The 21,275-nt window shown below is 62.0% G+C and carries 22 protein-coding genes and 2 tRNA genes; 12 read left to right on the top strand and 12 right to left on the bottom strand.

Translation table 11 applies throughout. From position 1 onward, the window contains the following. The first annotated feature begins 83 nt into the window (after positions 1 to 83). The 6 genes from CKW22_RS14610 to CKW22_RS14585 all read left to right on the top strand — a co-directional run bounded on the left by CKW22_RS14610 (position 84) and on the right by CKW22_RS14585 (position 6,650). Entirely contained in the window at positions 84 to 1,445 is a 1,362-nt protein-coding gene (locus CKW22_RS14610; RefSeq protein ID WP_095064278.1) for a UDP-glucose/GDP-mannose dehydrogenase family protein, read from the top strand. Positions 1,446 to 1,493: 48 nt separating this feature from the next. Next, positions 1,494 to 2,333: a UTP--glucose-1-phosphate uridylyltransferase GalU gene (gene galU / locus CKW22_RS14605; protein WP_033696852.1), complete on the top strand. Its 840-nt coding sequence runs from the start codon at positions 1,494 to 1,496 to the stop codon at positions 2,331 to 2,333. A gap of 97 nt (positions 2,334 to 2,430) precedes the next feature. Then, positions 2,431 to 3,786, top strand: a complete 1,356-nt coding sequence (gene gorA / locus CKW22_RS14600; RefSeq protein ID WP_047581926.1) for a glutathione-disulfide reductase — start codon at positions 2,431 to 2,433, stop codon at positions 3,784 to 3,786. A 288-nt stretch (positions 3,787 to 4,074) separates the two neighbouring features. Next, positions 4,075 to 4,638, top strand: coding sequence for an alkyl hydroperoxide reductase subunit C (ahpC, locus tag CKW22_RS14595; RefSeq protein WP_033696855.1), 564 nt, complete (start codon positions 4,075 to 4,077; stop codon positions 4,636 to 4,638). Between the two features lie 203 nt (positions 4,639 to 4,841). Continuing rightward, positions 4,842 to 6,404 (top strand): alkyl hydroperoxide reductase subunit F, encoded by a 1,563-nt coding sequence (gene ahpF / locus CKW22_RS14590; protein WP_033696856.1) that lies wholly within the window; start codon positions 4,842 to 4,844, stop codon positions 6,402 to 6,404. Between the two features lie 57 nt (positions 6,405 to 6,461). Next, on the top strand, positions 6,462 to 6,650 hold the full coding sequence (locus CKW22_RS14585) for a hypothetical protein (RefSeq protein WP_047581928.1): 189 nt from the start codon (positions 6,462 to 6,464) through the stop codon (positions 6,648 to 6,650). Positions 6,651 to 6,654: 4 nt separating this feature from the next. Here CKW22_RS14585 and CKW22_RS14580 read toward each other — a convergent pair whose 3' ends face one another. From CKW22_RS14580 to nhaR, 3 genes are all read right to left on the bottom strand, one after another. Then, positions 6,655 to 7,302 (bottom strand): YceH family protein, encoded by a 648-nt coding sequence (locus CKW22_RS14580; RefSeq protein ID WP_033696859.1) that lies wholly within the window; start codon positions 7,300 to 7,302, stop codon positions 6,655 to 6,657. 88 nt (positions 7,303 to 7,390) lie between these two features. Further along, on the bottom strand, positions 7,391 to 8,602 hold the full coding sequence (sstT, locus tag CKW22_RS14575; protein ID WP_033696861.1) for a serine/threonine transporter SstT: 1,212 nt from the start codon (positions 8,600 to 8,602) through the stop codon (positions 7,391 to 7,393). Positions 8,603 to 8,706: 104 nt separating this feature from the next. Continuing rightward, positions 8,707 to 9,600: a transcriptional activator NhaR gene (gene nhaR / locus CKW22_RS14570; protein ID WP_033696862.1), complete on the bottom strand. Its 894-nt coding sequence runs from the start codon at positions 9,598 to 9,600 to the stop codon at positions 8,707 to 8,709. A 135-nt stretch (positions 9,601 to 9,735) separates the two neighbouring features. On the opposite strand from nhaR, the gene CKW22_RS14565 reads away from it, so the two are divergent. Further along, entirely contained in the window at positions 9,736 to 9,975 is a 240-nt protein-coding gene (locus CKW22_RS14565) for a hypothetical protein (protein ID WP_033696863.1), read from the top strand. A 28-nt stretch (positions 9,976 to 10,003) separates the two neighbouring features. Then, on the top strand, positions 10,004 to 10,756 hold the full coding sequence (locus tag CKW22_RS14560; protein ID WP_033696865.1) for a TerC family protein: 753 nt from the start codon (positions 10,004 to 10,006) through the stop codon (positions 10,754 to 10,756). Between the two features lie 78 nt (positions 10,757 to 10,834). Here CKW22_RS14560 and CKW22_RS14555 read toward each other — a convergent pair whose 3' ends face one another. Beyond that, positions 10,835 to 11,014, bottom strand: a complete 180-nt coding sequence (locus CKW22_RS14555) for a hypothetical protein (protein ID WP_033696866.1) — start codon at positions 11,012 to 11,014, stop codon at positions 10,835 to 10,837. 223 nt (positions 11,015 to 11,237) lie between these two features. On the opposite strand from CKW22_RS14555, the gene CKW22_RS14550 reads away from it, so the two are divergent. Then, a complete protein-coding gene (locus CKW22_RS14550; protein ID WP_033696868.1) occupies positions 11,238 to 11,924 on the top strand; it encodes a peptidase C39 family protein in 687 nt (228 codons plus the stop codon). Between the two features lie 50 nt (positions 11,925 to 11,974). Here CKW22_RS14550 and CKW22_RS14545 read toward each other — a convergent pair whose 3' ends face one another. Next, positions 11,975 to 13,258, bottom strand: a complete 1,284-nt coding sequence (locus tag CKW22_RS14545; protein ID WP_033696870.1) for an FAD-binding oxidoreductase — start codon at positions 13,256 to 13,258, stop codon at positions 11,975 to 11,977. 201 nt (positions 13,259 to 13,459) lie between these two features. Between CKW22_RS14545 and CKW22_RS14540 the strand changes: the two genes are divergently transcribed. Both CKW22_RS14540 and CKW22_RS14535 read left to right on the top strand, forming a co-directional pair. Next, a tRNA-Val gene (locus CKW22_RS14540) sits at positions 13,460 to 13,536 on the top strand. A gap of 182 nt (positions 13,537 to 13,718) precedes the next feature. Then, a tRNA-Val gene (locus tag CKW22_RS14535) sits at positions 13,719 to 13,795 on the top strand. 46 nt (positions 13,796 to 13,841) lie between these two features. On the opposite strand, the gene CKW22_RS14530 is transcribed toward CKW22_RS14535, so the two are convergent. The 4 genes from CKW22_RS14530 to CKW22_RS14515 are packed head-to-tail and all read right to left on the bottom strand — an operon-like array spanning position 13,842 to position 17,515. Next, positions 13,842 to 15,122 carry a TRAP transporter large permease gene (locus CKW22_RS14530; RefSeq protein WP_047581930.1) on the bottom strand — a complete coding sequence of 427 codons (1,281 nt, stop codon included), beginning with the start codon at positions 15,120 to 15,122 and terminating at the stop codon, positions 13,842 to 13,844. Further along, positions 15,116 to 15,724, bottom strand: coding sequence for a TRAP transporter small permease subunit (locus CKW22_RS14525; protein WP_050506094.1), 609 nt, complete (start codon positions 15,722 to 15,724; stop codon positions 15,116 to 15,118). The genes CKW22_RS14530 and CKW22_RS14525 overlap by 7 nt, the downstream gene beginning before the upstream one ends. Positions 15,725 to 15,750: 26 nt before the next feature. Beyond that, complete coding sequence (locus CKW22_RS14520) at positions 15,751 to 16,800, bottom strand: TRAP transporter substrate-binding protein (protein WP_050506021.1); 1,050 nt, start codon at positions 16,798 to 16,800, stop codon at positions 15,751 to 15,753. A 46-nt stretch (positions 16,801 to 16,846) separates the two neighbouring features. After that, positions 16,847 to 17,515, bottom strand: a complete 669-nt coding sequence (locus CKW22_RS14515) for an RraA family protein (protein WP_095064277.1) — start codon at positions 17,513 to 17,515, stop codon at positions 16,847 to 16,849. A gap of 112 nt (positions 17,516 to 17,627) precedes the next feature. Here CKW22_RS14515 and CKW22_RS14510 point away from each other — a divergent pair, with 112 nt between their 5' ends. Beyond that, positions 17,628 to 18,527 (top strand): LysR family transcriptional regulator, encoded by a 900-nt coding sequence (locus CKW22_RS14510; RefSeq protein ID WP_033696874.1) that lies wholly within the window; start codon positions 17,628 to 17,630, stop codon positions 18,525 to 18,527. A gap of 51 nt (positions 18,528 to 18,578) precedes the next feature. On the opposite strand, the gene CKW22_RS14505 is transcribed toward CKW22_RS14510, so the two are convergent. The 3 genes from CKW22_RS14505 to CKW22_RS14495 are packed head-to-tail and all read right to left on the bottom strand — an operon-like array spanning position 18,579 to position 21,255. After that, positions 18,579 to 19,379: an HpcH/HpaI aldolase/citrate lyase family protein gene (locus tag CKW22_RS14505; RefSeq protein WP_095064276.1), complete on the bottom strand. Its 801-nt coding sequence runs from the start codon at positions 19,377 to 19,379 to the stop codon at positions 18,579 to 18,581. Positions 19,380 to 19,404: 25 nt separating this feature from the next. Further along, the gene (locus CKW22_RS14500) at positions 19,405 to 20,208 is read right to left on the bottom strand and encodes a carbon-nitrogen hydrolase family protein (protein ID WP_033696876.1); all 804 of its coding nucleotides are present in this window, start codon (positions 20,206 to 20,208) and stop codon (positions 19,405 to 19,407) included. 51 nt (positions 20,209 to 20,259) lie between these two features. Continuing rightward, the gene (locus CKW22_RS14495) at positions 20,260 to 21,255 is read right to left on the bottom strand and encodes a TRAP transporter substrate-binding protein (protein ID WP_033696877.1); all 996 of its coding nucleotides are present in this window, start codon (positions 21,253 to 21,255) and stop codon (positions 20,260 to 20,262) included. Between the last annotated feature and the right edge of the window lie 20 nt (positions 21,256 to 21,275).

Genomic DNA, 21,275 nt, shown 5'->3' with positions numbered 1-21,275 from the left:
GCCTTCTTTTGTCATCTGCCCGTCACCGCCCTGCAACCACCTTCGGGTTGCAATGACCGCCATCATCCTCAAGGAGCGCGGCCATGGAACTCTGTGTGATCGGGGCGGGGTATGTCGGCTTGGTAACGGCGGCCTGTTTTGCCGAAATGGGCAACCGGGTGACCTGCCTGGAACGTGATCCGCAGCGCTTGATGCAGTTGCGCCAGGGCCAGAGCCCGATCCACGAGCCAGGCCTGCCGGCACTCTTGCATAGCGGCATGCAGGCGGGCCGCCTGCTGTTCAGCGATGATTGGCAGCAGGCGCTGGCCAGTGCCGAGGTGGTGTTTATCGCCGTGGGCACGCCCAGCCAGGAGGACGGTTCGGCCGATCTGCAGCATGTGCTGGGCGTTGCCGACAGCCTGGGGCGCCACCTGACACGCCCAAGCCTGGTGGTGAACAAGTCGACAGTACCGGTAGGTACTGCAGAGCGGGTGGCCCGGCACATTGCAGTCGGTTTGCGCGCGCGTGGCGCAGGCTTTGCTGTCGAGGTGGCGAGCAACCCCGAGTTTCTCAAGGAGGGCAGCGCCATCGATGACTTCATGCGCCCCGACCGCATCATTATCGGCAGCGACAGTGCGGCGGCCGGCCAGTGCCTGCAGCGGCTGTATGCACCCTTTGTGCGTAACTGCGAACGCATTCTGTTGATGGCGCCCCGCGCCGCCGAGTTCAGCAAATACGCCGCCAACGCCTTTCTGGCCACCAAGATTTCCTTCATCAATGAGCTGGCGGGGCTTTGCGCACAGCTGGATGTGGACATCGAGCAGGTGCGCCGGGGCATCGGCAGTGATCGGCGCATCGGCAGCCATTTTATCTATGCCGGGTGTGGCTACGGCGGTTCGTGCTTCCCCAAGGATGTCCGGGCCCTGCTTTGCACTGCCGAGCAGCAGGGCTACCAGGCCGCGATTTTGCAGGCGGTGCAGGCACGCAACGACGAACAGAAGACCTTGCTGTTCAAGGCGCTGCACCAGCACTTTGGCGGCTTCATGCGTGGGCGTAGCGTCGCGCTCTGGGGGCTGGCCTTCAAACCGGGCACTGACGACCTTCGCGAGGCGCCCAGCCTGGTGCTGATCGATGCGTTGCTTGCGGCGGGGGCCCGGGTACAGGCCTGCGACCCGGTGGCACTTGGCGGCATGCAGGGGCGTTATCCGCAGGCCGTGGCCAGCGGTCAGTTGCGCCTGAGCGAAGACCCTTACGCCTGTGTCGAGGGCGCAGACGCCCTGGTGCTGGTGACCGAATGGAAGCAGTTTCGGCAGCCGGATTTCGTGCGTGTGCGGGGGCTTATGCGTATGCCAGTGCTATTTGATGGGCGCAATATTTACGATCCCTTGGAACTATCTACACTGGGTTATCTCTATCATGGCATCGGTCGGCCTCAGGCGGGGCATTGTAAGGTGACTGCCGCCTGATTAGACTGCGCCGAATTCCACAGGCCTAGCCTTTGTTTAAGGACGTATATGATCAAGAAATGCTTGTTCCCGGCCGCCGGTTACGGCACCCGCTTCCTGCCCGCTACCAAAGCCATGCCCAAGGAAATGCTGCCGGTGGTCAACAAGCCACTGATCCAGTATGGCGTTGAAGAAGCGCTGGATGCCGGCCTGAACGAGATCTCCATTGTGACCGGCCGTGGCAAGCGTGCCCTGGAAGACCACTTCGACATCAGCTACGAGCTGGAAAACCAGATCAAGGGCACCGACAAGGAAAAGTACCTGGTCGGTATCCGTCGTCTGCTCAACGAGTGCTCCTTCTCCTACACCCGTCAGACCGAGATGAAGGGCCTGGGCCACGCGATCCTCACCGGCCGCCCGCTGATCGGCGACGAACCGTTCGCGGTGGTGCTGGCTGACGACCTGTGCGTCAACCCGGAAGGTGACGGCGTACTGACCCAGATGGTCAAACTGTTCAAGCAGTACCGCTGCTCGATCGTCGCCATCCAGGAAGTCGACCCGCAGGAAACCAACAAGTACGGTGTGATCGCCGGTGAGATGATCCGCGACGACATCTACCGTGTCACCAACATGGTCGAAAAGCCTGCACCGGAAGACGCGCCTTCGAACCTGGCGATCATCGGGCGCTACATCCTGACCCCGGACATCTTCGATATCATCGCCAATACCGAGCCGGGCAAAGGCGGCGAAATCCAGATCACTGACGCCCTGCTGCAGCAGGCCAAAGATGGCTGCGTGATTGCCTACAAGTTCAAGGGCAAGCGTTTCGACTGCGGTGGCGCCGAAGGCTACATCGACGCGACCAACTTCTGCTTCGAGAACTACTACAAGACTGGCAAGGCTTACTGATAAGCCCCGCTGGTCTGCAAGCCACCCCTCGGGGTGGCTTTTTTGTTTGCGGCGGCCAACGGCGGTATGCTGGGCGCCAGCCTAGGAGACTGAATAAATGGCCTACGATTTTGATCTGTTCGTGATTGGTGCCGGGTCCGGCGGTGTGCGCGCAGCGCGTTTTGCCGCGGGCTTCGGCGCGAAGGTGGCGGTAGCCGAAAGCCGCTACCTGGGCGGTACCTGCGTCAACGTCGGCTGTGTGCCGAAAAAACTGCTGGTGTATGGCGCGCATGTCGCCGACGAGCTGGAACAGGCCGCAGGCTTCGGCTGGACCCTGGAAGAAGGGCATTTCGACTGGGGCACCCTGATTGCCAACAAAAACCGGGAGATCGAGCGCCTCAACGGTATCTACCGCAACCTGCTGGTCAACAGCGGGGTGACCCTGTTGCAGGGCCATGCACGCCTGACTGGCGCCAACGAGGTGGAAGTCGACGGCCAGCGCTATACCGCCGAGCACATCCTCATCGCCACCGGCGGCTGGCCGCAGGTGCCGGACATCCCTGGCAAGGAACTGGCCATCACTTCCAACGAAGCGTTCTACCTCAAGGCGTTGCCGCGCCGCGTGTTGGTGGTGGGCGGTGGCTACATCGCCGTCGAGTTTGCCGGCATCTTCCAGGGGCTGGGGGCCGATACCAGTTTGCTGTACCGGGGCGATCTGTTCCTGCGCGGGTTTGATGGTTCGGTGCGCACGCACTTGAAGGAAGAGCTGGAAAAACGCGGCCTCGATCTGCAGTTCAACGCGGATATCCAGCGCATCGACCAGCTGGACGACGGCAGCCTCAAGGCCACCCTCAAGGATGGCCGCGAGCTGGTTGCCGACTGTGTGTTCTACGCCACTGGGCGGCGTCCGATGCTCGACAATTTGGGCCTGGAGAACACGGGCGTCGAGCTGGATGCACGGGGCTACATTCGCGTCGATGAGCAGTACCAGACCACCGCGCCGTCGATTCTGGCCATTGGCGATGTGATCGGTCGCGTGCAGCTCACCCCAGTGGCGCTGGCCGAAGGCATGGCCGTTGCGCGGCGCTTGTTCAAGCCCGAGCAGTACCGCCCGGTGGACTACCAGAACATCCCCACTGCGGTGTTCAGCCAGCCGCCGATCGGTACCGTTGGCCTCACCGAGGAACAGGCGCTGGAGGCCGGCCATAAGGTGCAGATCTTCGAGAGCCGTTTCCGGGCCATGAAGCTGACCTTGACCGACATCCAGGAAAAGACCCTGATGAAGCTGGTGGTCGATGCCGAGACCGACAAGGTGCTGGGCTGCCACATGGTCGGGCCGGATGCCGGCGAGATCGTGCAGGGCCTGGGGATTGCGCTGAAGGCGGGCGCGACCAAGCAGCAGTTTGACGAGACCATCGGCGTGCACCCGACCGCGGCCGAAGAATTCGTGACGATGCGCACCGTTACCCGCTAAAAGCACCTCTGGCCTTTGTAGGAGCGGCCTTGCGTCGCGATGGGGGGCGAAGCGGCCCCAGGATCTGTGTTTCGACGCCGAAATCCTGGGGCCGCTTCGCCGCCCATCGCGACGCAAGGCCGCTCCTACACAAAGCAACCGCCGCTCAGCGCTATCTCTTCTATTAATAGACCCTGGTTATAGCCAAAACCAATCGCCAGCATCAGGTTTGCCAATGAGCCTTTCTGGGGGCCAGCGGTTAGGATTCTCTCCGTCAACTGATTTCAACCCCATGAAGGAGCGTCTCTCATGCCTATCATCAACAGCCAGGTCAAACCGTTCAACGCCACCGCCTTCCACAACGGCGAATTCGTTCAGGTAAGCGAAGCCGACCTGAAAGGCAAGTGGTCTGTCGTGTTCTTCTACCCGGCCGACTTCACCTTCGTTTGCCCGACCGAGCTGGGTGACCTTGCTGACAACTACGCAGAGTTCCAGAAGCTCGGCGTGGAAATCTACGGCGTGTCCACCGACACCCACTTCACCCACAAAGCCTGGCACGACACTTCGGAAACCATCGGCAAGATCAAGTACCCGCTGATCGGTGACCCGACCCACGTCATCTCGCGCAACTTCGACGTGCTGATCGAAGAAGCCGGCCTGGCCGATCGCGGTACCTTCGTGATCAACCCGGAAGGCCAGATCAAGATCGTCGAAATCAACGACGGTGGTGTAGGCCGTGATGCCAGCGAACTGCTGCGCAAGGTCAAGGCTGCCCAGTACGTCGCTGCCCACCCAGGCGAAGTCTGCCCGGCCAAGTGGAAAGAAGGCGAGGCTACCCTGGCGCCATCCCTGGACCTGGTCGGCAAGATCTAATCGTCGTCCAATAAGTGCCTGCGCGACGATCATGCTGCGTTGAAACTGATCGCCGCTCGGCACTTCACGAACGAATAGACGTTATGCGCCAGTCGAGGGCGGTAAGCAGCCGCCAAAGCTGAAGTACTTACCGCCCCGCCAAACGCCCGGGCGCTGTTGCCTGGGCGTTTTTGTATCTGAAGATTGAAAAAGGAATCGCCCGTATGTTGGACGCCACGCTTAAATCGCAACTGAAAACCTACCTGGAGCGGGTCACCCAGCCGATCGAGATCGTTGCTTCCCTCGACGACGGCGCGAAATCCCGCGAATTGCACGACCTGCTGGTGGAAATCGCCGGCCTGTCGAACCTGATTACCCTGCGCGCGGACGGGACCGACGCTCGTCGTCCATCGTTCTCGCTCAATCGCCCTGGGGCTGACATCAGCCTGCGTTTCGCCGGCATCCCCATGGGCCATGAATTCACCTCCCTGGTGCTGGCGCTGCTGCAAGTCGGTGGCCACCCGTCCAAGGCCAGCGCCGAAGTGATCGAGCAGATCCAAGGGCTGCAAGGCGAATTCACCTTTGAAACCTACTTCTCGCTGTCGTGCCAGAACTGCCCGGACGTGGTCCAGGCGCTGAACCTGATGGCGGTGCTCAACCCCAACGTGCGCCACGTGGCCATCGACGGCGCGCTGTTCCAGGACGAAGTCGAATCGCGCAAAGTCATGGCGGTACCGAGCATCTACCTGAACGGTGAAGTGTTCGGCCAGGGCCGCATGGGCCTGGAAGAGATTCTGGGCAAGATCGACACCAGTGCCGGCAGCCGCCAGGCCGAAAAGATCAACGCCAAGGACGCTTTCGATGTACTGATCGTCGGCGGTGGCCCGGCCGGCGCTGCGGCCGCGATCTATGCCGCGCGTAAAGGTATCCGTACCGGTGTTGCCGCCGAGCGTTTCGGCGGCCAGGTGCTCGACACCCTGGCCATCGAGAACTTTATCTCGGTGCAGGAAACCGAAGGGCCGAAACTGGCCACTGCGCTGGAAGAACACGTCAAGCAGTACGACGTCGACATCATGAACCTGCAGCGCGGTGAAGCGCTGATCCCGGCCACCGATGGCGGCCTGCACGAAGTGCGTCTGGCGGGCGGTGCGTCGCTCAAGGCCAAGACCGTGATCCTGGCCACCGGTGCACGCTGGCGCGAAATGAACGTGCCGGGCGAGCAGCAATACCGTGCCCGTGGCGTGGCTTACTGCCCGCACTGTGATGGCCCACTGTTCAAGGGCAAGCGTGTGGCGGTGATCGGCGGCGGCAACTCGGGCGTGGAAGCGGCCATCGATTTGGCGGGCATCGTCGCCCAGGTGACCCTGATCGAGTTCGACAGCCAGTTGCGTGCCGACGCCGTGTTGCAACGCAAGCTGCACAGCCTGCCGAACGTCAAGGTGATCACCCGCGCACTGACCACCGAAGTGGTCGGCGATGGTGAGAAGGTGACGGGGTTGCGCTACAAGGATCGCGCCAGCGATGAGCTGCATGACCTGGCGCTGGAAGGCATCTTCGTGCAGATCGGCCTGTTGCCCAATACCGACTGGCTCAAAGGCACCGTCGAGCTGTCGCCGCGTGGCGAGATCATTGTCGATGCCAAGGGCGCGACCAACATCCCCGGCGTGTTTGCCGCGGGTGATGTGACCACCGTGCCGTACAAGCAGATCGTCATTGCCGTGGGTGAGGGCGCCAAGGCTTCGCTGGCGGCCTTCGACCACCTGATTCGGGCTTCGGCCCCGGCGTAAGTCAGCAGCAGCCTGAGGGTGTCTATCATTACCCCAGACACCCTCAGGAAGCTCACCATGACCCTGATCAGCCGCGAACCCTGGTGGCTAGTGCCACCCAAGCCCGGGCAGAAAGAGCAGGACCTGCACTGGGGCTTCCTCGAAATCTACGCCGACGGCCGCACCGTGTTCGTCGACCAGCGCCCCAGTGAGCGGGAGCTGGCTGAGCGCAAGAGCTGTCGCAATTTCCCCGACCCCGAGCACTAATGGCTCAGCCTTCGAGTTCGGCCAGGCGCGCCTCCAGCGCTGCAATCCGGGCTTCCAAGGCCTCCATGCGCTCTTCCGAAACACTGCCACCGCTGCTGCGGGCACCGCCTTCCTGTTGGCGTGCGGCCATGATCGCTTCGATTTCTGCCGGGTCGCCCAATGCATGGGTATAGCGGTCTTCGCGCTGGCCTGCCTGGCGCGGCAGGTGCAGGGCAAGGTCCCTTGAAATCAGGCGTTCCAGCTGGTGCTGGATCTGCTCGGTGTCATCGAATTCATGCAGGCGGTTGCTGCGGCTGAGCAACTCGTTGAGGGTTTGCGGGCCGCGCAAGAACATCAGGCCCATCAGCACCAGTTGCGCCGGCACCAATTCCAGGGCCTTGTCCACCCGCTGCTCCCAGCGGTCGGCGCGGCTGCCCATCTGCAAGCGGGTCATGCCTTGGCCTTCGAGCGCCCGCAGGGCCTGGCCGACCTGGCCTTGGGTGAGGTTCATCACCGGTTCCCGGCTGGTCTTCTGGTTGCAGGCCAGGACCAGGGCATTGAGGGTCAGTGGGTAGCTTTCCGGGCTGGTGGCCTGCTTTTCGATCAGCGAGCCGAGAATGCGGATCTCGGTGCTGTTGAAACGGCCTTCACCTACGGTTTCGTGTTCGGACATGGCCCTGTCTCATTGCGAGGAAAAGGCCACTAGCGTAGGTAAAGCCGTTGATTAAGGCAATTGGGGCCGCAACACGGCCCCGACAGCCTCACGCCCCGCGTCGTTCCTCAGCCTGGCACGCCGCCGCGGTGAACAGCACGTCGGTCGACGAATTCAGCGCAGTCTCCGCCGAGTCCTGCAGCACACCAATGATGAAGCCCACCGCCACCACCTGCATGGCAATCTCGCTGGGGATGCCGAACAGGCTGCACGCCAGCGGGATCAACAACAGCGAACCACCTGCCACGCCCGAGGCGCCGCACGCACAGACAGCCGCCACCACGCTGAGCAGCACGGCAGTCGGCAGGTCGACCGGGATACCCAGGGTATGCACAGCGGCCAGTGTCAGTACGGTGATGGTGATCGCTGCGCCCGCCATGTTGATGGTCGCGCCCAGCGGGATCGACACCGAATAGGTGTCTTCATGCAGGCCAAGACGCTCCGACAGGGCCAGGTTGACCGGGATGTTGGCCGCCGAGCTGCGGGTGAAGAACGCCGTGATACCGCTCTCGCGCAGGCACAGCAGGGTCAGCGGGTACGGGTTGCGGCGAATCTTCCAGAACACGATCAGCGGGTTCATCACCAGGGCCACAAACAGCATGCAGCCGATCAGCACGGCCAGCAGGTGCAGATAGCCGAACAGGGCATCGAGGCCCGACTGGGCGAGGGTGGCACTGACCAGGCCGAAGATGCCCAGCGGGGCGAAGCGGATGACCACGCGCACGATCAAGGTAACCCCGTTGGACAGGTCCTCGACCACAGTGCGGGTGGTTTCGCCGGCATGGCGCAGGGCCACGCCCAGGCCAATCGCCCAGGTCAGCACGCCAATGAAGTTGGCATTGAGCAAGGCGTTGACCGGGTTGTCGACCGCGCTCAGCAGCAGGTTTTGCAGGACCTCGGTGATACCGCCCGGCGCACTCAGCGTGGCGTCGCCGGCACTCAGCACCAGGTGGGACGGGAACAGCATGCTGGCGACCACGGCCACCACCGCTGCGGCGAAGGTGCCCAGCAGGTACAGCCACAGGATCGGCCGTATGTGGGTTTCCTGGCCGTGGCGGTGGTTGGCGATCGAGGCCATGACCAGAATGAACACCAGAATGGGTGCCACTGCCTTGAGGGCGCTGACGAACACCTTGCCGAGGAACGCCAGGTCGCGGGCGACGTCGGGTGCGAGCAGCGCCAGGGCGATGCCGGCCAGCAGGCCGATGACGATCTGCGTCACCAGGCTGGTGCGGTTGAGAAGGCGGAAGAAGGGGGTCATATGCAGCGATATCCCGGCATGTTCAAAAAGGGCGAGACTTTACCATAGACCTTTGTCGGGCAGGTTCGCGGTCTTCAGGGTTCACGCGCGAAGCGGCGAGCACATCACCAGTGGAACAACTCCCGTCGCGCCCCCTCGGTAATGGCGACGATCCCTGGGTGCTTGACCTTGCGCTCCACCGAAATGGCATAGAACGACTCATGCACCGCTTCGGTCTGCCCGATCAGTTGCACGCCATACTGGCGGCACACTTCCTCGGCGATCACGCTGGGCGCCACGAAAATGCCGCTGCCCGATTGGCCAAACGCCTGCATCAAGGCGCTGTCGTCGAACTCGCCAACGATCCGCGGCTGTACCTGCTGTTCCCCCAGCCAGCGCAGCAAACGGCTGCGCACCACGGTCTCCTGGCCCGGAATCAACAGCGGTGCATCGTCGAGGCAGGCAGGGAAGGGGCCGGCAAGGCGTTGCGCCAACGCCTGGGTGGCGAAGAAACTCAGGCCACACTCGCCGAGCTTCTGGCTGTAGCCCTTGATATCCAGGTGGTTGGGCATCGGGCTGTCGGAAATGACCAGGTCCAGGCGCTGAATCGCCAGGTCCGCCAGCAGCCGCTCGAGTTTGTCTTCCCGGCAATTGATGCGCAGCACCTCGTCCAGCTCCATGGTCGGCGCCAGCAGGCGATAGACGATGGATTTGGGGACAACGTCGGCCACCCCCACGCGAAACAGAATCTGCTCTTGCGGACCGGCGCGCAGCATGGCTTCCAGCTCGCCGCCGAGTTGGAACATCTGCTCGGCATACACCAACGTCTGGCGGCCGGTCTCGGTCAGCTCCAACTGCCGACCGACTCGCTGGAACAATTCAAGGCCATACGTCTGCTCGAACAGGCTGATCTGCCCGCTGATGGTCTGCGGGGTGAGGTTCAACTGCTCGCTGGCACGCGCGATGCTGCCGGTCTTGGCCACGGCCCAGAAGTAGTGCAACTGGCGATAGTTGAGCATCGGTGTATTTCTCGATTCGTAAAAACCGAAGTATAACCGCTGAAAATACGAATTTTCCTGATGTATTCGCCTCTCTAGAATGCGACTCCATGAGGCGCGTTGCGCGCCGCCGGAATATCGACAAGCGAGGAACCCATGTTGCAGCTTAAATCCATTGGCACGCCTTTGGTGCTGGCCCTGGCCCTGTTCACCCTGGCCGGCTGCGATCAGGCTGAAAAATCTGCCCAGCAGATGCTCGACCAGGCCGCCCAGTCGGCCAAGCAGGCCATCGACAAGACCAACGAAGCGGCCCAGCAGGCCCTGAGCGATGCCATCGGCAGCGAAGGCCAGCCGCCCAAAGATGCTGAAAAGCACGAAAAGACCCAGGACATCTGACCCCAAGACCCGATGCAGGATTGATTAAATGGAATATTTGCTGGAACTCGCCGCAAGCCCGACCGCCTGGGTCGCCCTCGCCACCTTGGTGGCCATGGAGATCGTGCTCGGCATCGACAACCTGATCTTCATCTCCATCCTGACCAACAAGCTACCCATGGAATACCGTTCCAAGGCGCGGCGCATTGGTATCAGCATGGCCCTGGTCATGCGCCTGGCGCTGCTCAGCACCGTGGCCTGGATCGTGCAATTGACCGAGCCGGTGATCGATGTGTTCGGCCACAGCTTCTCGTGGAAGGACATGATTCTGATCGCAGGTGGCTTATTCCTGCTGTGGAAGGCCACCAAGGAAATCCACGAGAACGTCGACCCGCATGGTGCCAAGGAAGAGTCCAAGGCCGGTTCCACCATCACCTTGGGTTTTGCCGCAGCCATTGGCCAGATCCTGCTGCTGGATATCGTCTTCTCGATCGACAGCATCATTACCGCCGTGGGTATGACCGAGCACTTGCCGATCATGATCATTGCCGTGATCGCTGCCGTGATCGTAATGCTGGTGGCGGCCGACCCGCTGGCCAAGTTCATCAATGACAACCCGACCGTGGTGATGCTGGCCCTGGGCTTCCTGATCATGATCGGCATGACCCTGATCGCCGAAGGCATGGGGGCTCATGTACCGAAAGGGTATGTGTACGCAGCGATGGCCTTCTCGACCTTGATCGAGGTCCTCAACATCATGGCCCGTCGGGCGCGGCTCAAGCGCGAAGCGGCAGAAGGTTGATGTAAAAGGCGCAGGCCCACCGCTGGCCTTGAAGCCAGGGGTGGGCCCCGCGAATGGACCATCACAAAAGCGTGAGTTTTAATGCGCCTCCACTTGCCGCCGTACCCTGTGCCCAACCTGAGGTTTGGCCAGGCCCTGCGGGGGCAGGGAGTGATGATGGGAATGACGCCGCACGATACGCAGTACACCCCACAGCATGGCGGCTGCGACGCTCAGCCACATACCTACCAGCATGAGGATTGCCAGGGTCAGGCTCATGTGTGCCTCCTTCTCTCGGGCAAGCGCGCTGTCAGCCAGGGCTCGCCTTACAGACACTGCTTTAGTCTAGCTCGACCCGTGTGACGTTCCATTGATCAAAGGTCTATTGCTTGGTCCGATTGGCTACAAGCCTGTGTCGGACTATACCCGCGCACCTGTGGGCCCTATGATCTGAGCCCAGAGCCGGGCGCTGCCTGCCTGGCATCGGAACAAGCGAGTGCCCATGGAGCAAGTTTCCTTCAAACCGCTGGCCTCAGCCCCCCGTCGGCTGCTGCTGGCCTGCCTGATGGCGGCCAGCCTGGCCGGTTGTGCCAGCGCACCGCCCGCGAACCTGAAAGGCCTGCCGCAGCGGGTCGAGATCAGCAGCGTGCCGTTCTACCGTGGCAATGCCAACCACAGCGGCGCCATGGCCCTGGCAGCGCTGCTTTCGCAGCAGGGGGCGCCGATCACGCCAGGCCTGCTGGACAAGCCATTGAACCTGCCCCAGGGCGCTGAAACGCTGGACACCAGCATCCCCCGTGTGGCGCGTGACTACGGCATGGTGGTGTACGCACTGGACAAGCAAATGGATGCCTTGTTGACGCAGGTGGCGGCGGGCAACCCGGTTTTGCTGCGTTACGAGGAGGGTTCAGCCTGGTGGAGCGAGCCACGCTACGCGGTGCTGATCGGTTATGACCGCTACAAGCAGCGGGTACTGTTGCGCTCAGGCATGCACCGCAGGCAACTGATGGCCTTCGATGATTTTGCTTCGGCCTGGGCCAAGCAGGGCAGTTGGGCGGTGCTGGTGCAACCGCCGCGGCAACTGCCCGCCCAGGTAGACCGGCAACGCTGGTTGCAGGCGGCCGACGAACTGGCCCGGGCAGGGCAGGAAATTGCCGCGAAGCAGGCCGTGAACAGCCTGGGGCGGTAAACGTACACCGGCCTCGTGAAGAGGCCGGTGCCAGGTTACCGAGGCATCAATCAGAAGCCCAGGCGGTCACGCAGGCTGTAGTACCAGGCACCGATGGCGCTGAATGGCACACGCAGCATCTGGCCACCCGGGAACGGGTAGTGCGGCAGGCCTGCGAACGCATCGAAACGCTCGGCCTGGCCACGCAGCGCCTCGGCCAGCACCTTGCCTGCCAGGTGCGTGTAGGTGACGCCGTGGCCCGAGCAGCCCTGGGAGTAATAGATGTTGTCGCCGATGCGGCCAACCTGCGGCAGGCGCGACAGGGTCAGCAGGAAGTTGCCGGTCCAGGCGTAATCGATCTTCACGTTCTGCAACTGCGGGAAGGCCTTGAGCATCTTCGGACGGATGATTGCCTCGATGTTCGCCGGGTCACGCGCGCCGTAGACCACGCCGCCGCCGAAGATCAGGCGCTTGTCGCTGGTCAGGCGGTAGTAGTCGAGCAAGTAGTTGCAGTCTTCGACACAGTAATCCTGCGGCAGCAGGGTACGTGCCAGGTCATCGCTCAGGGGCTCGGTGGTGATCACCTGGGTGCCGCACGGCATGGACTTGGCGGCCAGCTCTGGCACCAGGTTGCCCAGGTAGGCGTTACCGGCGACGATGATGAACTTGGCGCGCACCTTGCCTTGCGGTGTGTGCACGACCGGGTTGGCGCCACGCTCGATACGGATGGCCGGGGTCTGCTCATAGATGATGCCGCCCAGCGACTCTACCGCGGCCGCTTCGCCCAGGGCCAGGTTAAGCGGGTGGATGTGGCCGCCGCTCATGTCCAGCATGCCGCCGATGTAGCTGTCGCATGCGACTACTTCACGGATGCGCTTCTGGTCCATCAGCTCGAGCTGGTTGTGGCCAAAGCGTTCCCACAGGCGCTTTTGCGACTCCAGGTGGCCCATCTGTTTAGGGGTGATGGCTGCGAACACGCCACCGTCTTTCAGGTCGCACTGGATATTGTACTTGGCGACACGCTCACGAATGATGCGGCCACCTTCGAATGCCATCTGGCCCAGCAGTTGTGCCTGCTTTGGGCCGACGGTGCGCTCGATCACGTCGATGTCACGGCTGTAGCTGTTGACGATCTGGCCGCCGTTGCGGCCGGACGCGCCAAAACCAACCTTGGCGGCTTCGACGATGCTGACCTTGAAGCCGTTTTCCAGCAGGAACAAGGCGCTGGACAGGCCGGTGTAGCCGGCACCGATGATGCACACATCGGTTTCCACCTCACCCTGCAGCGCCGGACGTGGCGGCACCGGGTTAGCCGAGGCGGCGTAGTAGGACTGGGGGTAGGGGGTGTTGGCCATGCTCGAGAAACCTCGTGTGTTATATTTTTAACGAATGTAGCGATGCTATCAATAATAATAAACACCCGCTAGTCGTCCGTTGAAAATCCTTTACCCGGCCGTCGCCGAAGCTTTCCTATAAAGAGGTTAAGATTCAGTAAGTTAGCGCGAAAAAAAGTGTTGACATGGTTTTCGGAATGCGTAGAATGCGCACCACACGACAGGCACATAGCTCAGTTGGTTAGAGCACCACCTTGACATGGTGGGGGTCGTTGGTTCGAGTCCAATTGTGCCTACCAAATCGAAGAAGGGGCAATCCGAAAGGGTTGCCCCTTCTTTCATTGGGCGGCCTACCGGGGCGTCGATCCGGTCGAAAAGGGGCATGAAGCAGCCCCTCCGGTCAAAACCGAAAGTTTTTGATTTTTCTGAAAAAAAAGCTTTACAGGTACGCATTCGATCACTAATATGCGCACCACACGACAGGCACATAGCTCAGTTGGTTAGAGCACCACCTTGACATGGTGGGGGTCGTTGGTTCGAGTCCAATTGTGCCTACCAAATCGAAAAAGGGCGATCCATACGGGCCGCCCTTTTTTATTGCCCGCTAAACAGCTGCCGGCAACCACAACGCCAGTTGTGGAAAGGCGATCAACAGGGCGATCAGCACCAGCAACGCCAGGCAGAACGGCAGCGCGCCGTACACCACGTCCATGAAGTTGCCCCGGCCACGAATGCTCTGCACCACGAACAGGTTCATGCCGAACGGTGGCGTAATCTGGCCCATCTCGCACAGCACGATCAACACCACCCCAAACCACAACGGATCGAAGCCCAGTGCGACGATGATCGGCACGATCAGCGGCGCGGTGGTGATCAACATGGCCAGCGTGTCCATGAAGCAACCCAGCACGATGTAGAACAGGATGATCGCCAGCAGTGTGGCCGTGGGGGAAAGGTTCAGGTCAGTGACAAAATGGACCAGCGTGGTGGTCAGGCCAATGGAGGCCAGCACAAAGTTGAGAAAGAACGCCGACAAGGTGATGAGCATGATCATGCCGGTGGTGCGCAGGGTTGCCTCGAACGCCTGACCCAGGCTCTGCCAGGTGAATGCCCGGCGCCATAGGCCCAGGCCGAAGGCGCTGAGCACACCCAGCGCTGCCGACTCGCTGGCGGTGGCGAAGCCGCTGTAGATCGAACCAATCACCAGGGCGAAGATCGCCAGTGGCGGCAACAGGTCAGGGAGGCAGGCCAGGCGCTCGGCCCAGCGCGTAGGCGCCTTGCGGCCGTCCAGCTGTGGCCGAATCAGGCAGGCCAGCACGATCAACGCGATAAACAGCACGCTCAGGATGATGCTGGGAACGGTCGCGGCCAGGTACAGCTTGGGCACTGACACGTTGGCGATAAGGGCAAACAGGATCATGTTGATCGAGGGCGGAATCAGGATGCCCAGTGTGCCACCGGCGGCAATCGAGCCGAGAAACAGCGGCGCGTTGTAGCCTTTGCGTTCCTGCTCGGGGATGGCCAGGGTCGAGAGGGTGGCCGCAGTCGCCACGCTGGAGCCGCTGGTGGTGGCGAACAGTGCGCTGGCGCCGATGTTCGAATTCATCAAGCCACCTGGCAGCCACGACAGCCACTTTTCGACGGCCTGGTACATGCGCCCGGCCACGCCTGAACACACCAGCAGTTCACCCATCAGGATGTACAAAGGGATCGCCACCAGAAGGAATTCGCTACTGGTATTCCAGGCAATTTCGCCCATGGCGCTGCTTAACGGCAATGTCGAGAACAGCTGCGACAGGGACATGCCCAGCAGGCCGACACTGACTGCAGCGGCCACGCTAAGCGCCAGCAGTGCGAGCAGCACGATCAGGGTGAGGCTCAGCATGGCTTTTGCTCCGTGCCAGCAGCGGGGCTACCGTGGTAGCGCTCCTGCTGAATGTCCTCCTCGACCGAGTTGATGCCGATCAGTTTGCTGACAGCGTGCCAGCGGCCGTGCAGCAAGTGGCGGGTGCAGGTGACCACCAGGCTCGACAAGGTCAGGGCAAAGAACACGTAGCCGGCGAACCAGAGTGATTGGGGCAGCCATTGTGGTACCTGCAGTGGCGTGTTTGACACTGAACGGTATTCGATGGAGTCCCACAGCACGTTCCACGCGTGGTAGGCCAATGTGCTGGCAAGCACCAGCATGCAGGCGAGGGCGAACAGGTCGAGCGCGACCCTGGGGCGCAGGCCAAGGCGGGTGTAGAGGATGTCCACGCGAATATGTGCGCGCTTCAGCAAGGTGACCGGGAACGCCCAGGCGCTGGTGATCGCCAGCACGTAACCGGCTATTTCGTCGGCGCCGCCCATGGAGATACCCAGGGCCTTGCGCAAGATCAGGTCGATGCCGATCAGAAGGGCGCAGGTGAGCAGCGCGAAGCCGCCGACCCAGGTACTGGCCTTGGCAATGGCGCTGATGGCTCCCATGCTTGAGCGGGCGGTGTGCATGTGGGCAGTCTCCGAAGCAGGGTAACTCATGGGGCCAGGCGCATGCCGATGGCATCGCCCACGGTGGCATTCCAGCGTGCCACGCAAGGTCCGCCGCAGCGTTTGCCCCAGTCGTTGGCAATGGTCAGTGCGGCCTGGCGCAGGGTCTGCTTCTCTGCTGCGGTCGGGGCCGAGGCGGTCATGTGTGCGGGGTGATGAATCTGGCAGTCAGGGCCGCCGACATTGCAGGCCTGGGCATAACGGTTCTCGTTGGCGGTCGCTTGCCACAAGGCCTGCTCCAGCACTTGCGATTGCACCTGCAGCAATTGCTGTACCTCGGGCGGCAGTTGCTGCCAGCGCTTCAGGCCGATGCCATAGAAGCCGATCGACCAATCCACGGGCAGGTTGTAAAGGTAGCCTGCAACGTCGTACCACTTGGCGGCGTTGCCCGAGCCAATGCCGGTGATTGCGCAGTCGATGACGCCGGTTTGCATGGCGGTTACCACCTCGGCAAAGGGCAGGGTGACGGGCGCCGCGCCCATGGCCTTGACCAGCTCGGCCATGTTGCGCCCGCGAGTGCGCACTTTCCTGCCCTTCAAGTCAGCCAGCGAGTGCACGGCATCGCGGCAAAAGAAGACCTGCGCGGTATAGGGGACGGTGGCCAGCAACTTGATGCCGTGACGCTCGGCCATGCGTTGTTCGAGCACCGGCTTGTAGGCGTTGGCGACCCTGTGGGCGGTGTCGATGGTATCGGCCAGGCCGGGCAGGTCCACACCTTCGAAGGTGGCATCGTCGCCGGCGACGAAGGCGAACACGCCCATGCCGATATCGACTGCGCCAAAGCGCATCAGGCGAATGATCTCCGGCCCTTTCAGGCCACTTTCCGACAACCCCAGCAGTTGCGCGGTGACCCTGCCTTGCGAGCGCGCGGGCAACGTCTGATTCCAGAACGGCTGTTCAACCGCCCGGAACGTGTAGTTGTGGCTGCCACCGCCCACCACGTTGAAGCGCATCACGGGGTAGTCTTGCGCGCGCGCCAGCGAGGTACCGAGCAGCGCGCCGAACGCCAGGGGGATGAGCAGCGAGCTGAGTTTCACGGTAGTCCTCTTGTGCTTGTTCGGGAGCTACTTTGGAGCTGTTCGATCAACGAGGGCGGGACGCGGCCTCGATGGTGGTTCGCGAACCGACGATATCAGGGAATTTCTCACCCTTGGCCAGCCGTGCCAGCGTGTGCTTTTCCTTGTGCTGGAAGTCGATGGCCCGCTGAGCCATTTCGATCACCTGGCCGGGGCGCAGAAACACCATGCCGTTTTCGTCTGCCACCACCGCATCGCCGGGGTGGACAATCACCCCGCCACATTGGATGGCGGTACAGAACTCGCCTTCCAGGCCCATCACGCGGGTGGTAATCGCGCTGGCACCGCGTGACCACACTGGCACACCATGCTCGCGTATTTCGCCCAGGTCGGTGACGTAGCCGTCGACGATGATCCCCGCCACGCCAGCCTGCTTGGCGGCGTAGGCCATGGCGCCGCCCAGGGCGGCGGTCATGCGTTCACCGCAGCGGTCCACCACCAGAAAGTCGCCTGGGCGCACGCAGCCCATGGCGTAATGCAGAATCCCGCCATCGTTGCCTGGCATCCTCACGGTCACCGCGGTACCCACGGCCCTGACATTCTGAAAGTGTGCCTTGATGTGCGGGCTGGCAATACCGTGGGTAATGAAATGGCCGATGGTCGCCGGTTCGGCGTTGATCAAGACTTCAAGTTCAGCGGCGCTGATCGGGGCGGGCAGTGCTTCGATAATATACATAGGGTGTTGTTATTAGGCCGGATGCTTTTTCGAAGGGTTTCGGTCATCCTAACAAGCACGCTTAACGGTCGATAATAAAAATCCGTAAGCAGTAACCGGAGCAGTTTTTATCATGCGTATCACGCTGATGCAGATCGAGGCGTTCTACTGGACCGCCCGCCTCGGGGGCGTTCATGCCGCCTCCCGTCATCTTCACCTGACGCAACCTGCAGTGTCGGCGCGTATCAAGGAAATGGAATCGCTGCTCAGCGTCAAGTTGTTCGACCGCAGCAAGCAACGCATGAGCCTCACCGCAGATGGCCATACCGCTTTGCGCCACGCCGAACAGGTGCTCAACAACAGCACGCAACTCGAGCAGTTTGCCGCGCAGCAGAAAAAGCACCGGCGCTTGCGCCTGGGCGCGGACGAATGTTCGGCGATGGTCGGGCTGACGGCGGTAATCAGCGATATAAAGGCGCACTTCCCAGAGATCACCCTGGAGATCTCCATCGATGTCGGTGCGGTGCTCAACCGCAAGCTGAACGACCACGAACTCGACATCGCGCTGCTGACCAACCCGGCCACGCGTGAGGATGTAACCGATGTATTCCTCGGCTGGATGACCTTCCAGTGGGTGGCGGCGCGGCACCTGGACGTGGCCCCGGGGCCTTTTCTGGCGCAGCAGGCCCGGCAATATTCGATTGTCACCCACAGTGCGCCCTCGACACTGTATTCAGTGGTGGACCGCTGGCTGATGGAAAGTGGCTCGGTCAGCCATGCCTTTCATTCGAGCAACTCGCTGGCCTTTATTGCCAAGATGGTAGCGGCAGGGCATGCCATAGGTATTTTGCCGGTACCCTTGATTCGCGACCTGCTGGCCGTCGATTTGTTGAAGACATTGCCTTGCGATCCGCCGATCCCGCCGGCCAAGTTCTGCCTGTCTTATTTGACCGAACGCCCGGATATGCAGCTTGATACCTTGGTTTCGATCATCCGGGCGACCTTGGTCAAACAGAATTTTCTGGTCGATTGATCAAACGGGGTGTGCCCGGCCACGGCGCAGGCGCCTTGGCCGGGCCGGCGTTCAGGCCAGTGCGCGTTTAACGGCCGAGATCTGTTGCCCGGCCTGGTTGAGCCAGGACAGGTCGCTGCCCATCAACAGCATGTCGCTGCCCATTTCGATGAGGCGCTGCGCGGTGGCCTGGTCTGCGGGGAAGCACGGCACCATGACCTGGATCGCGCGGGCATGGCACTTCTCGATCAGCAGCTCAAGGCGTTGCAGCACTTCGGGGTTGCCAAGGCGGTAGTCGACCGGCAAATGTCGCGACAATGAATAATCGGCAGGGCCGAAGTGCACGGCGTCGATGCCCTCCACGTCGAGTATTTCATCGATGTTGTCAAAGAACTCGTAGCTCTCGGCCATCGGCACGATCACGCTGCGGGTATTTTCGGCCTGGGTGTAGGTGGCCCAGTCGAAGCCGGGCCCGGCGAACCCTGCCGAGCGCACCGAACTGTCACCGCCGCGGCGCCCCAGCGGGGGGAACTTGCTGTAGCGGATGATTTCGCGCATCTGCGCCGCCGTGTGGACCTGCGGCACGATCACACCCGAAGCGCCCATCTCCAGCGCCTTGCGGATGTCCCACTCCAGCGTGCCACGCACCCGTACAAGGCAGGGGATGGCCGTGCTGTTGGCGGCCAGCAAGAGCTTCTCCATGTGGCTGTCGACACCCAGCGCAGTGTGCTCGGCATCGATGAAGACGAAGTCCAGGCCCCAGTTGCCGGCCACCTCGATGGGCATGCAGGCCGTACTGTAAATGTTCATGCCGAAGGTAGCACCGCGTGCCATGCGCGCCTTCAGCGTTGTGTGTGTGATGTTTGGGTTCATGATTAAGGTCTGCCTTGGGCTGATATCAGAGGCGATAGGTTTCGGGCAGGCGGTCGCGGAACGGGTGCACCTCGAACACGCCAGGGTCACGTATCAGCGATTTGTTGCGAGCCTTGGCCAGGTCGATTTCGACGCTGTACACACCGTCTTCCAGCCCTGCGCGTACCAAGGTCTTGCCGGAGGGTTCGATGATGTGGCTGGTGCCGATGAACTGCATGCCTTCATCCATGTCGTTGCGGTTGGGCGCGACGAAATAGACCATGTTCTCGGCCGCGCGCACGGTGCTGAAAATGTCCGGCAGCATGCGCGCCTGCTCAGGCCAGGCGGCAGGCAGCACGACAATATCGGCGCCTTCGAGCGCCAGCGTGCGGACGACCTCCGGGAAACGGATTTCATAGCAGATGGCCAGGCCGATACGGCCGATCTCGGTGTCGAACACCGGCGGCGCCCACTCGCTCGGGCGGTCGGTGAAACGGTCGCCGATCATGAACGGCAGATGGCGTTTGCGGTGCAGGCCGATAATGCCCTGTGCGCCGATCAGCGCGGCGGTGTTGTACACCGAGGCTTCATGCCGTTCGTAGAAACCGACCACGATCAAGATGCCGCTCTGCGCCGATACCTGCAGCAGCGGTGCCAAGGCATCCAGGGTAATGGCGCCGCGTTCCAGGTCTTCGCGGCTGTCGAAGGCGCCACCGGTAATCAGGCATTCGGCAAAGGCGATCAGGCGCGAGCCTTCAGCCGCAGTCTGACGTGCCAGTTCGGCAACCTTTTCTAGGGTGAGGGCCGGGTTGCCGGCCACGGGATGAATCTGGGCGACGGAGATTTTCATGCGGGTCCTTGTGGCAATTGAAGGGCGCCGCCGCGGGCGGCGCGGGTAATTTCACTGCGCCTGGTAGCCCATGGCCTGGTAGACCTTGCTGACCAGTTCGGGGTTGATCTGGGCGGCGTACTTGTCGACCACGGGGCGGATCCTGGCCTGGATCCGCGCGACCTCTTCGGCCGGCATGTCGTTGACCTGCATGCCGTCGCTGCGCAGTTCGGCGATGGCCTTGCTGTCGGCCTCGCGGGAGATCCTGCGTTGCTCCAGGCGCACTTCCTGGGCCACCTCGGTCAGCAGTTGCTGCTCATCGCGGTTGAGGGTGTCCCAGAAGGTCTTGCTGATCAGCACAATCTGCGGGTTGTAGTTATGCCGGGTCAGGCTCAGGTACTTCTGGACCTCGTTGAAGCGCGAGGCCAGGATCAGCGCCGCCGGGTTTTCCTGGCCATCCACGGTGCCGGTCTCCAGTGCCGTGTGCACCTCGGTGAAGGGCAGGGGGGTGGGGTTGGCACCCAGCGCAGCCCACACGTCGAGGAACAGCGGCGATTGCTGCGCGCGGATCTTCAGGCCGGCAATGTCTTCAAGGCTTTGCACCGGGCGCGCATTGTTGGTCAGGTTGCGTACGCCCAGCTCCCAGAACGCCAGGCCGACCAGGTTCTTTTCGGGCAACTGGTCGGTGAGCATCTTGCCCACTTCGCCATCGAGCATGGCATCGACCTTGGCGGTGTCGGTGTACAGGAACGGGAAGTCGAGGATGCCGAAGTCGGTGACGTGGTTGATCATCAGCCCGGCGTTCCAGGTCATCATTTCAACCACACCGCCTTGCAGCGACGACAGCACTTGCACGTCGCCACCCAGGACGCCATTAGGGAAGGTGCGTACCTTGATCTTGCCATCGCTGCGCTCTTGCACTTTCTTGGCGAACAGCTCCATGCCGATGGCCGGTGGCGTGCCCTTGGGGCTGGTGGCGGCGAACTTGATCACACGCGGATTGTAATCGGCGGCCATGCTCAGGCTGCTGGAGAGCAAAAGGGCGGCGATGACGGCGAGCTTCTTCATGGTGTGTGCCTTTTATTGTT

This window comes from Pseudomonas sp. Irchel s3f19 (genome assembly GCF_900187555.1).
Lineage (GTDB): Bacteria > Pseudomonadota > Gammaproteobacteria > Pseudomonadales > Pseudomonadaceae > Aquipseudomonas > Aquipseudomonas capeferrum.
The sequence above is the reverse complement of the archived record's forward strand: the minus strand, read 5'-3'. Positions and strand labels throughout refer to the sequence as shown.

Coding starts and splice junctions, on each gene's coding strand:
- CKW22_RS14560 (WP_033696865.1), top strand. CDS start 10,004: ATGGAATATTTGCTGGAACTCGCCGCAAGCCCGACCGCCTGGGTCGCC.
- CKW22_RS14555 (WP_033696866.1), bottom strand. CDS start 11,014: ATGAGCCTGACCCTGGCAATCCTCATGCTGGTAGGTATGTGGCTGAGC.
- ahpF (WP_033696856.1), top strand. CDS start 4,842: ATGTTGGACGCCACGCTTAAATCGCAACTGAAAACCTACCTGGAGCGG.
- sstT (WP_033696861.1), bottom strand. CDS start 8,602: ATGACCCCCTTCTTCCGCCTTCTCAACCGCACCAGCCTGGTGACGCAG.
- CKW22_RS14550 (WP_033696868.1), top strand. CDS start 11,238: ATGGAGCAAGTTTCCTTCAAACCGCTGGCCTCAGCCCCCCGTCGGCTG.
- CKW22_RS14495 (WP_033696877.1), bottom strand. CDS start 21,255: ATGAAGAAGCTCGCCGTCATCGCCGCCCTTTTGCTCTCCAGCAGCCTG.
- CKW22_RS14580 (WP_033696859.1), bottom strand. CDS start 7,302: ATGTCCGAACACGAAACCGTAGGTGAAGGCCGTTTCAACAGCACCGAG.
- CKW22_RS14500 (WP_033696876.1), bottom strand. CDS start 20,208: ATGAAAATCTCCGTCGCCCAGATTCATCCCGTGGCCGGCAACCCGGCC.
- ahpC (WP_033696855.1), top strand. CDS start 4,075: ATGCCTATCATCAACAGCCAGGTCAAACCGTTCAACGCCACCGCCTTC.
- gorA (WP_047581926.1), top strand. CDS start 2,431: ATGGCCTACGATTTTGATCTGTTCGTGATTGGTGCCGGGTCCGGCGGT.
- CKW22_RS14565 (WP_033696863.1), top strand. CDS start 9,736: ATGTTGCAGCTTAAATCCATTGGCACGCCTTTGGTGCTGGCCCTGGCC.
- nhaR (WP_033696862.1), bottom strand. CDS start 9,600: ATGCTCAACTATCGCCAGTTGCACTACTTCTGGGCCGTGGCCAAGACC.
- CKW22_RS14505 (WP_095064276.1), bottom strand. CDS start 19,379: ATGAACCCAAACATCACACACACAACGCTGAAGGCGCGCATGGCACGC.
- CKW22_RS14610 (WP_095064278.1), top strand. CDS start 84: ATGGAACTCTGTGTGATCGGGGCGGGGTATGTCGGCTTGGTAACGGCG.
- CKW22_RS14585 (WP_047581928.1), top strand. CDS start 6,462: ATGACCCTGATCAGCCGCGAACCCTGGTGGCTAGTGCCACCCAAGCCC.
- CKW22_RS14545 (WP_033696870.1), bottom strand. CDS start 13,258: ATGGCCAACACCCCCTACCCCCAGTCCTACTACGCCGCCTCGGCTAAC.
- galU (WP_033696852.1), top strand. CDS start 1,494: ATGATCAAGAAATGCTTGTTCCCGGCCGCCGGTTACGGCACCCGCTTC.
- CKW22_RS14525 (WP_050506094.1), bottom strand. CDS start 15,724: ATGCACACCGCCCGCTCAAGCATGGGAGCCATCAGCGCCATTGCCAAG.
- CKW22_RS14510 (WP_033696874.1), top strand. CDS start 17,628: ATGCGTATCACGCTGATGCAGATCGAGGCGTTCTACTGGACCGCCCGC.
- CKW22_RS14515 (WP_095064277.1), bottom strand. CDS start 17,515: ATGTATATTATCGAAGCACTGCCCGCCCCGATCAGCGCCGCTGAACTT.
- CKW22_RS14530 (WP_047581930.1), bottom strand. CDS start 15,122: ATGCTGAGCCTCACCCTGATCGTGCTGCTCGCACTGCTGGCGCTTAGC.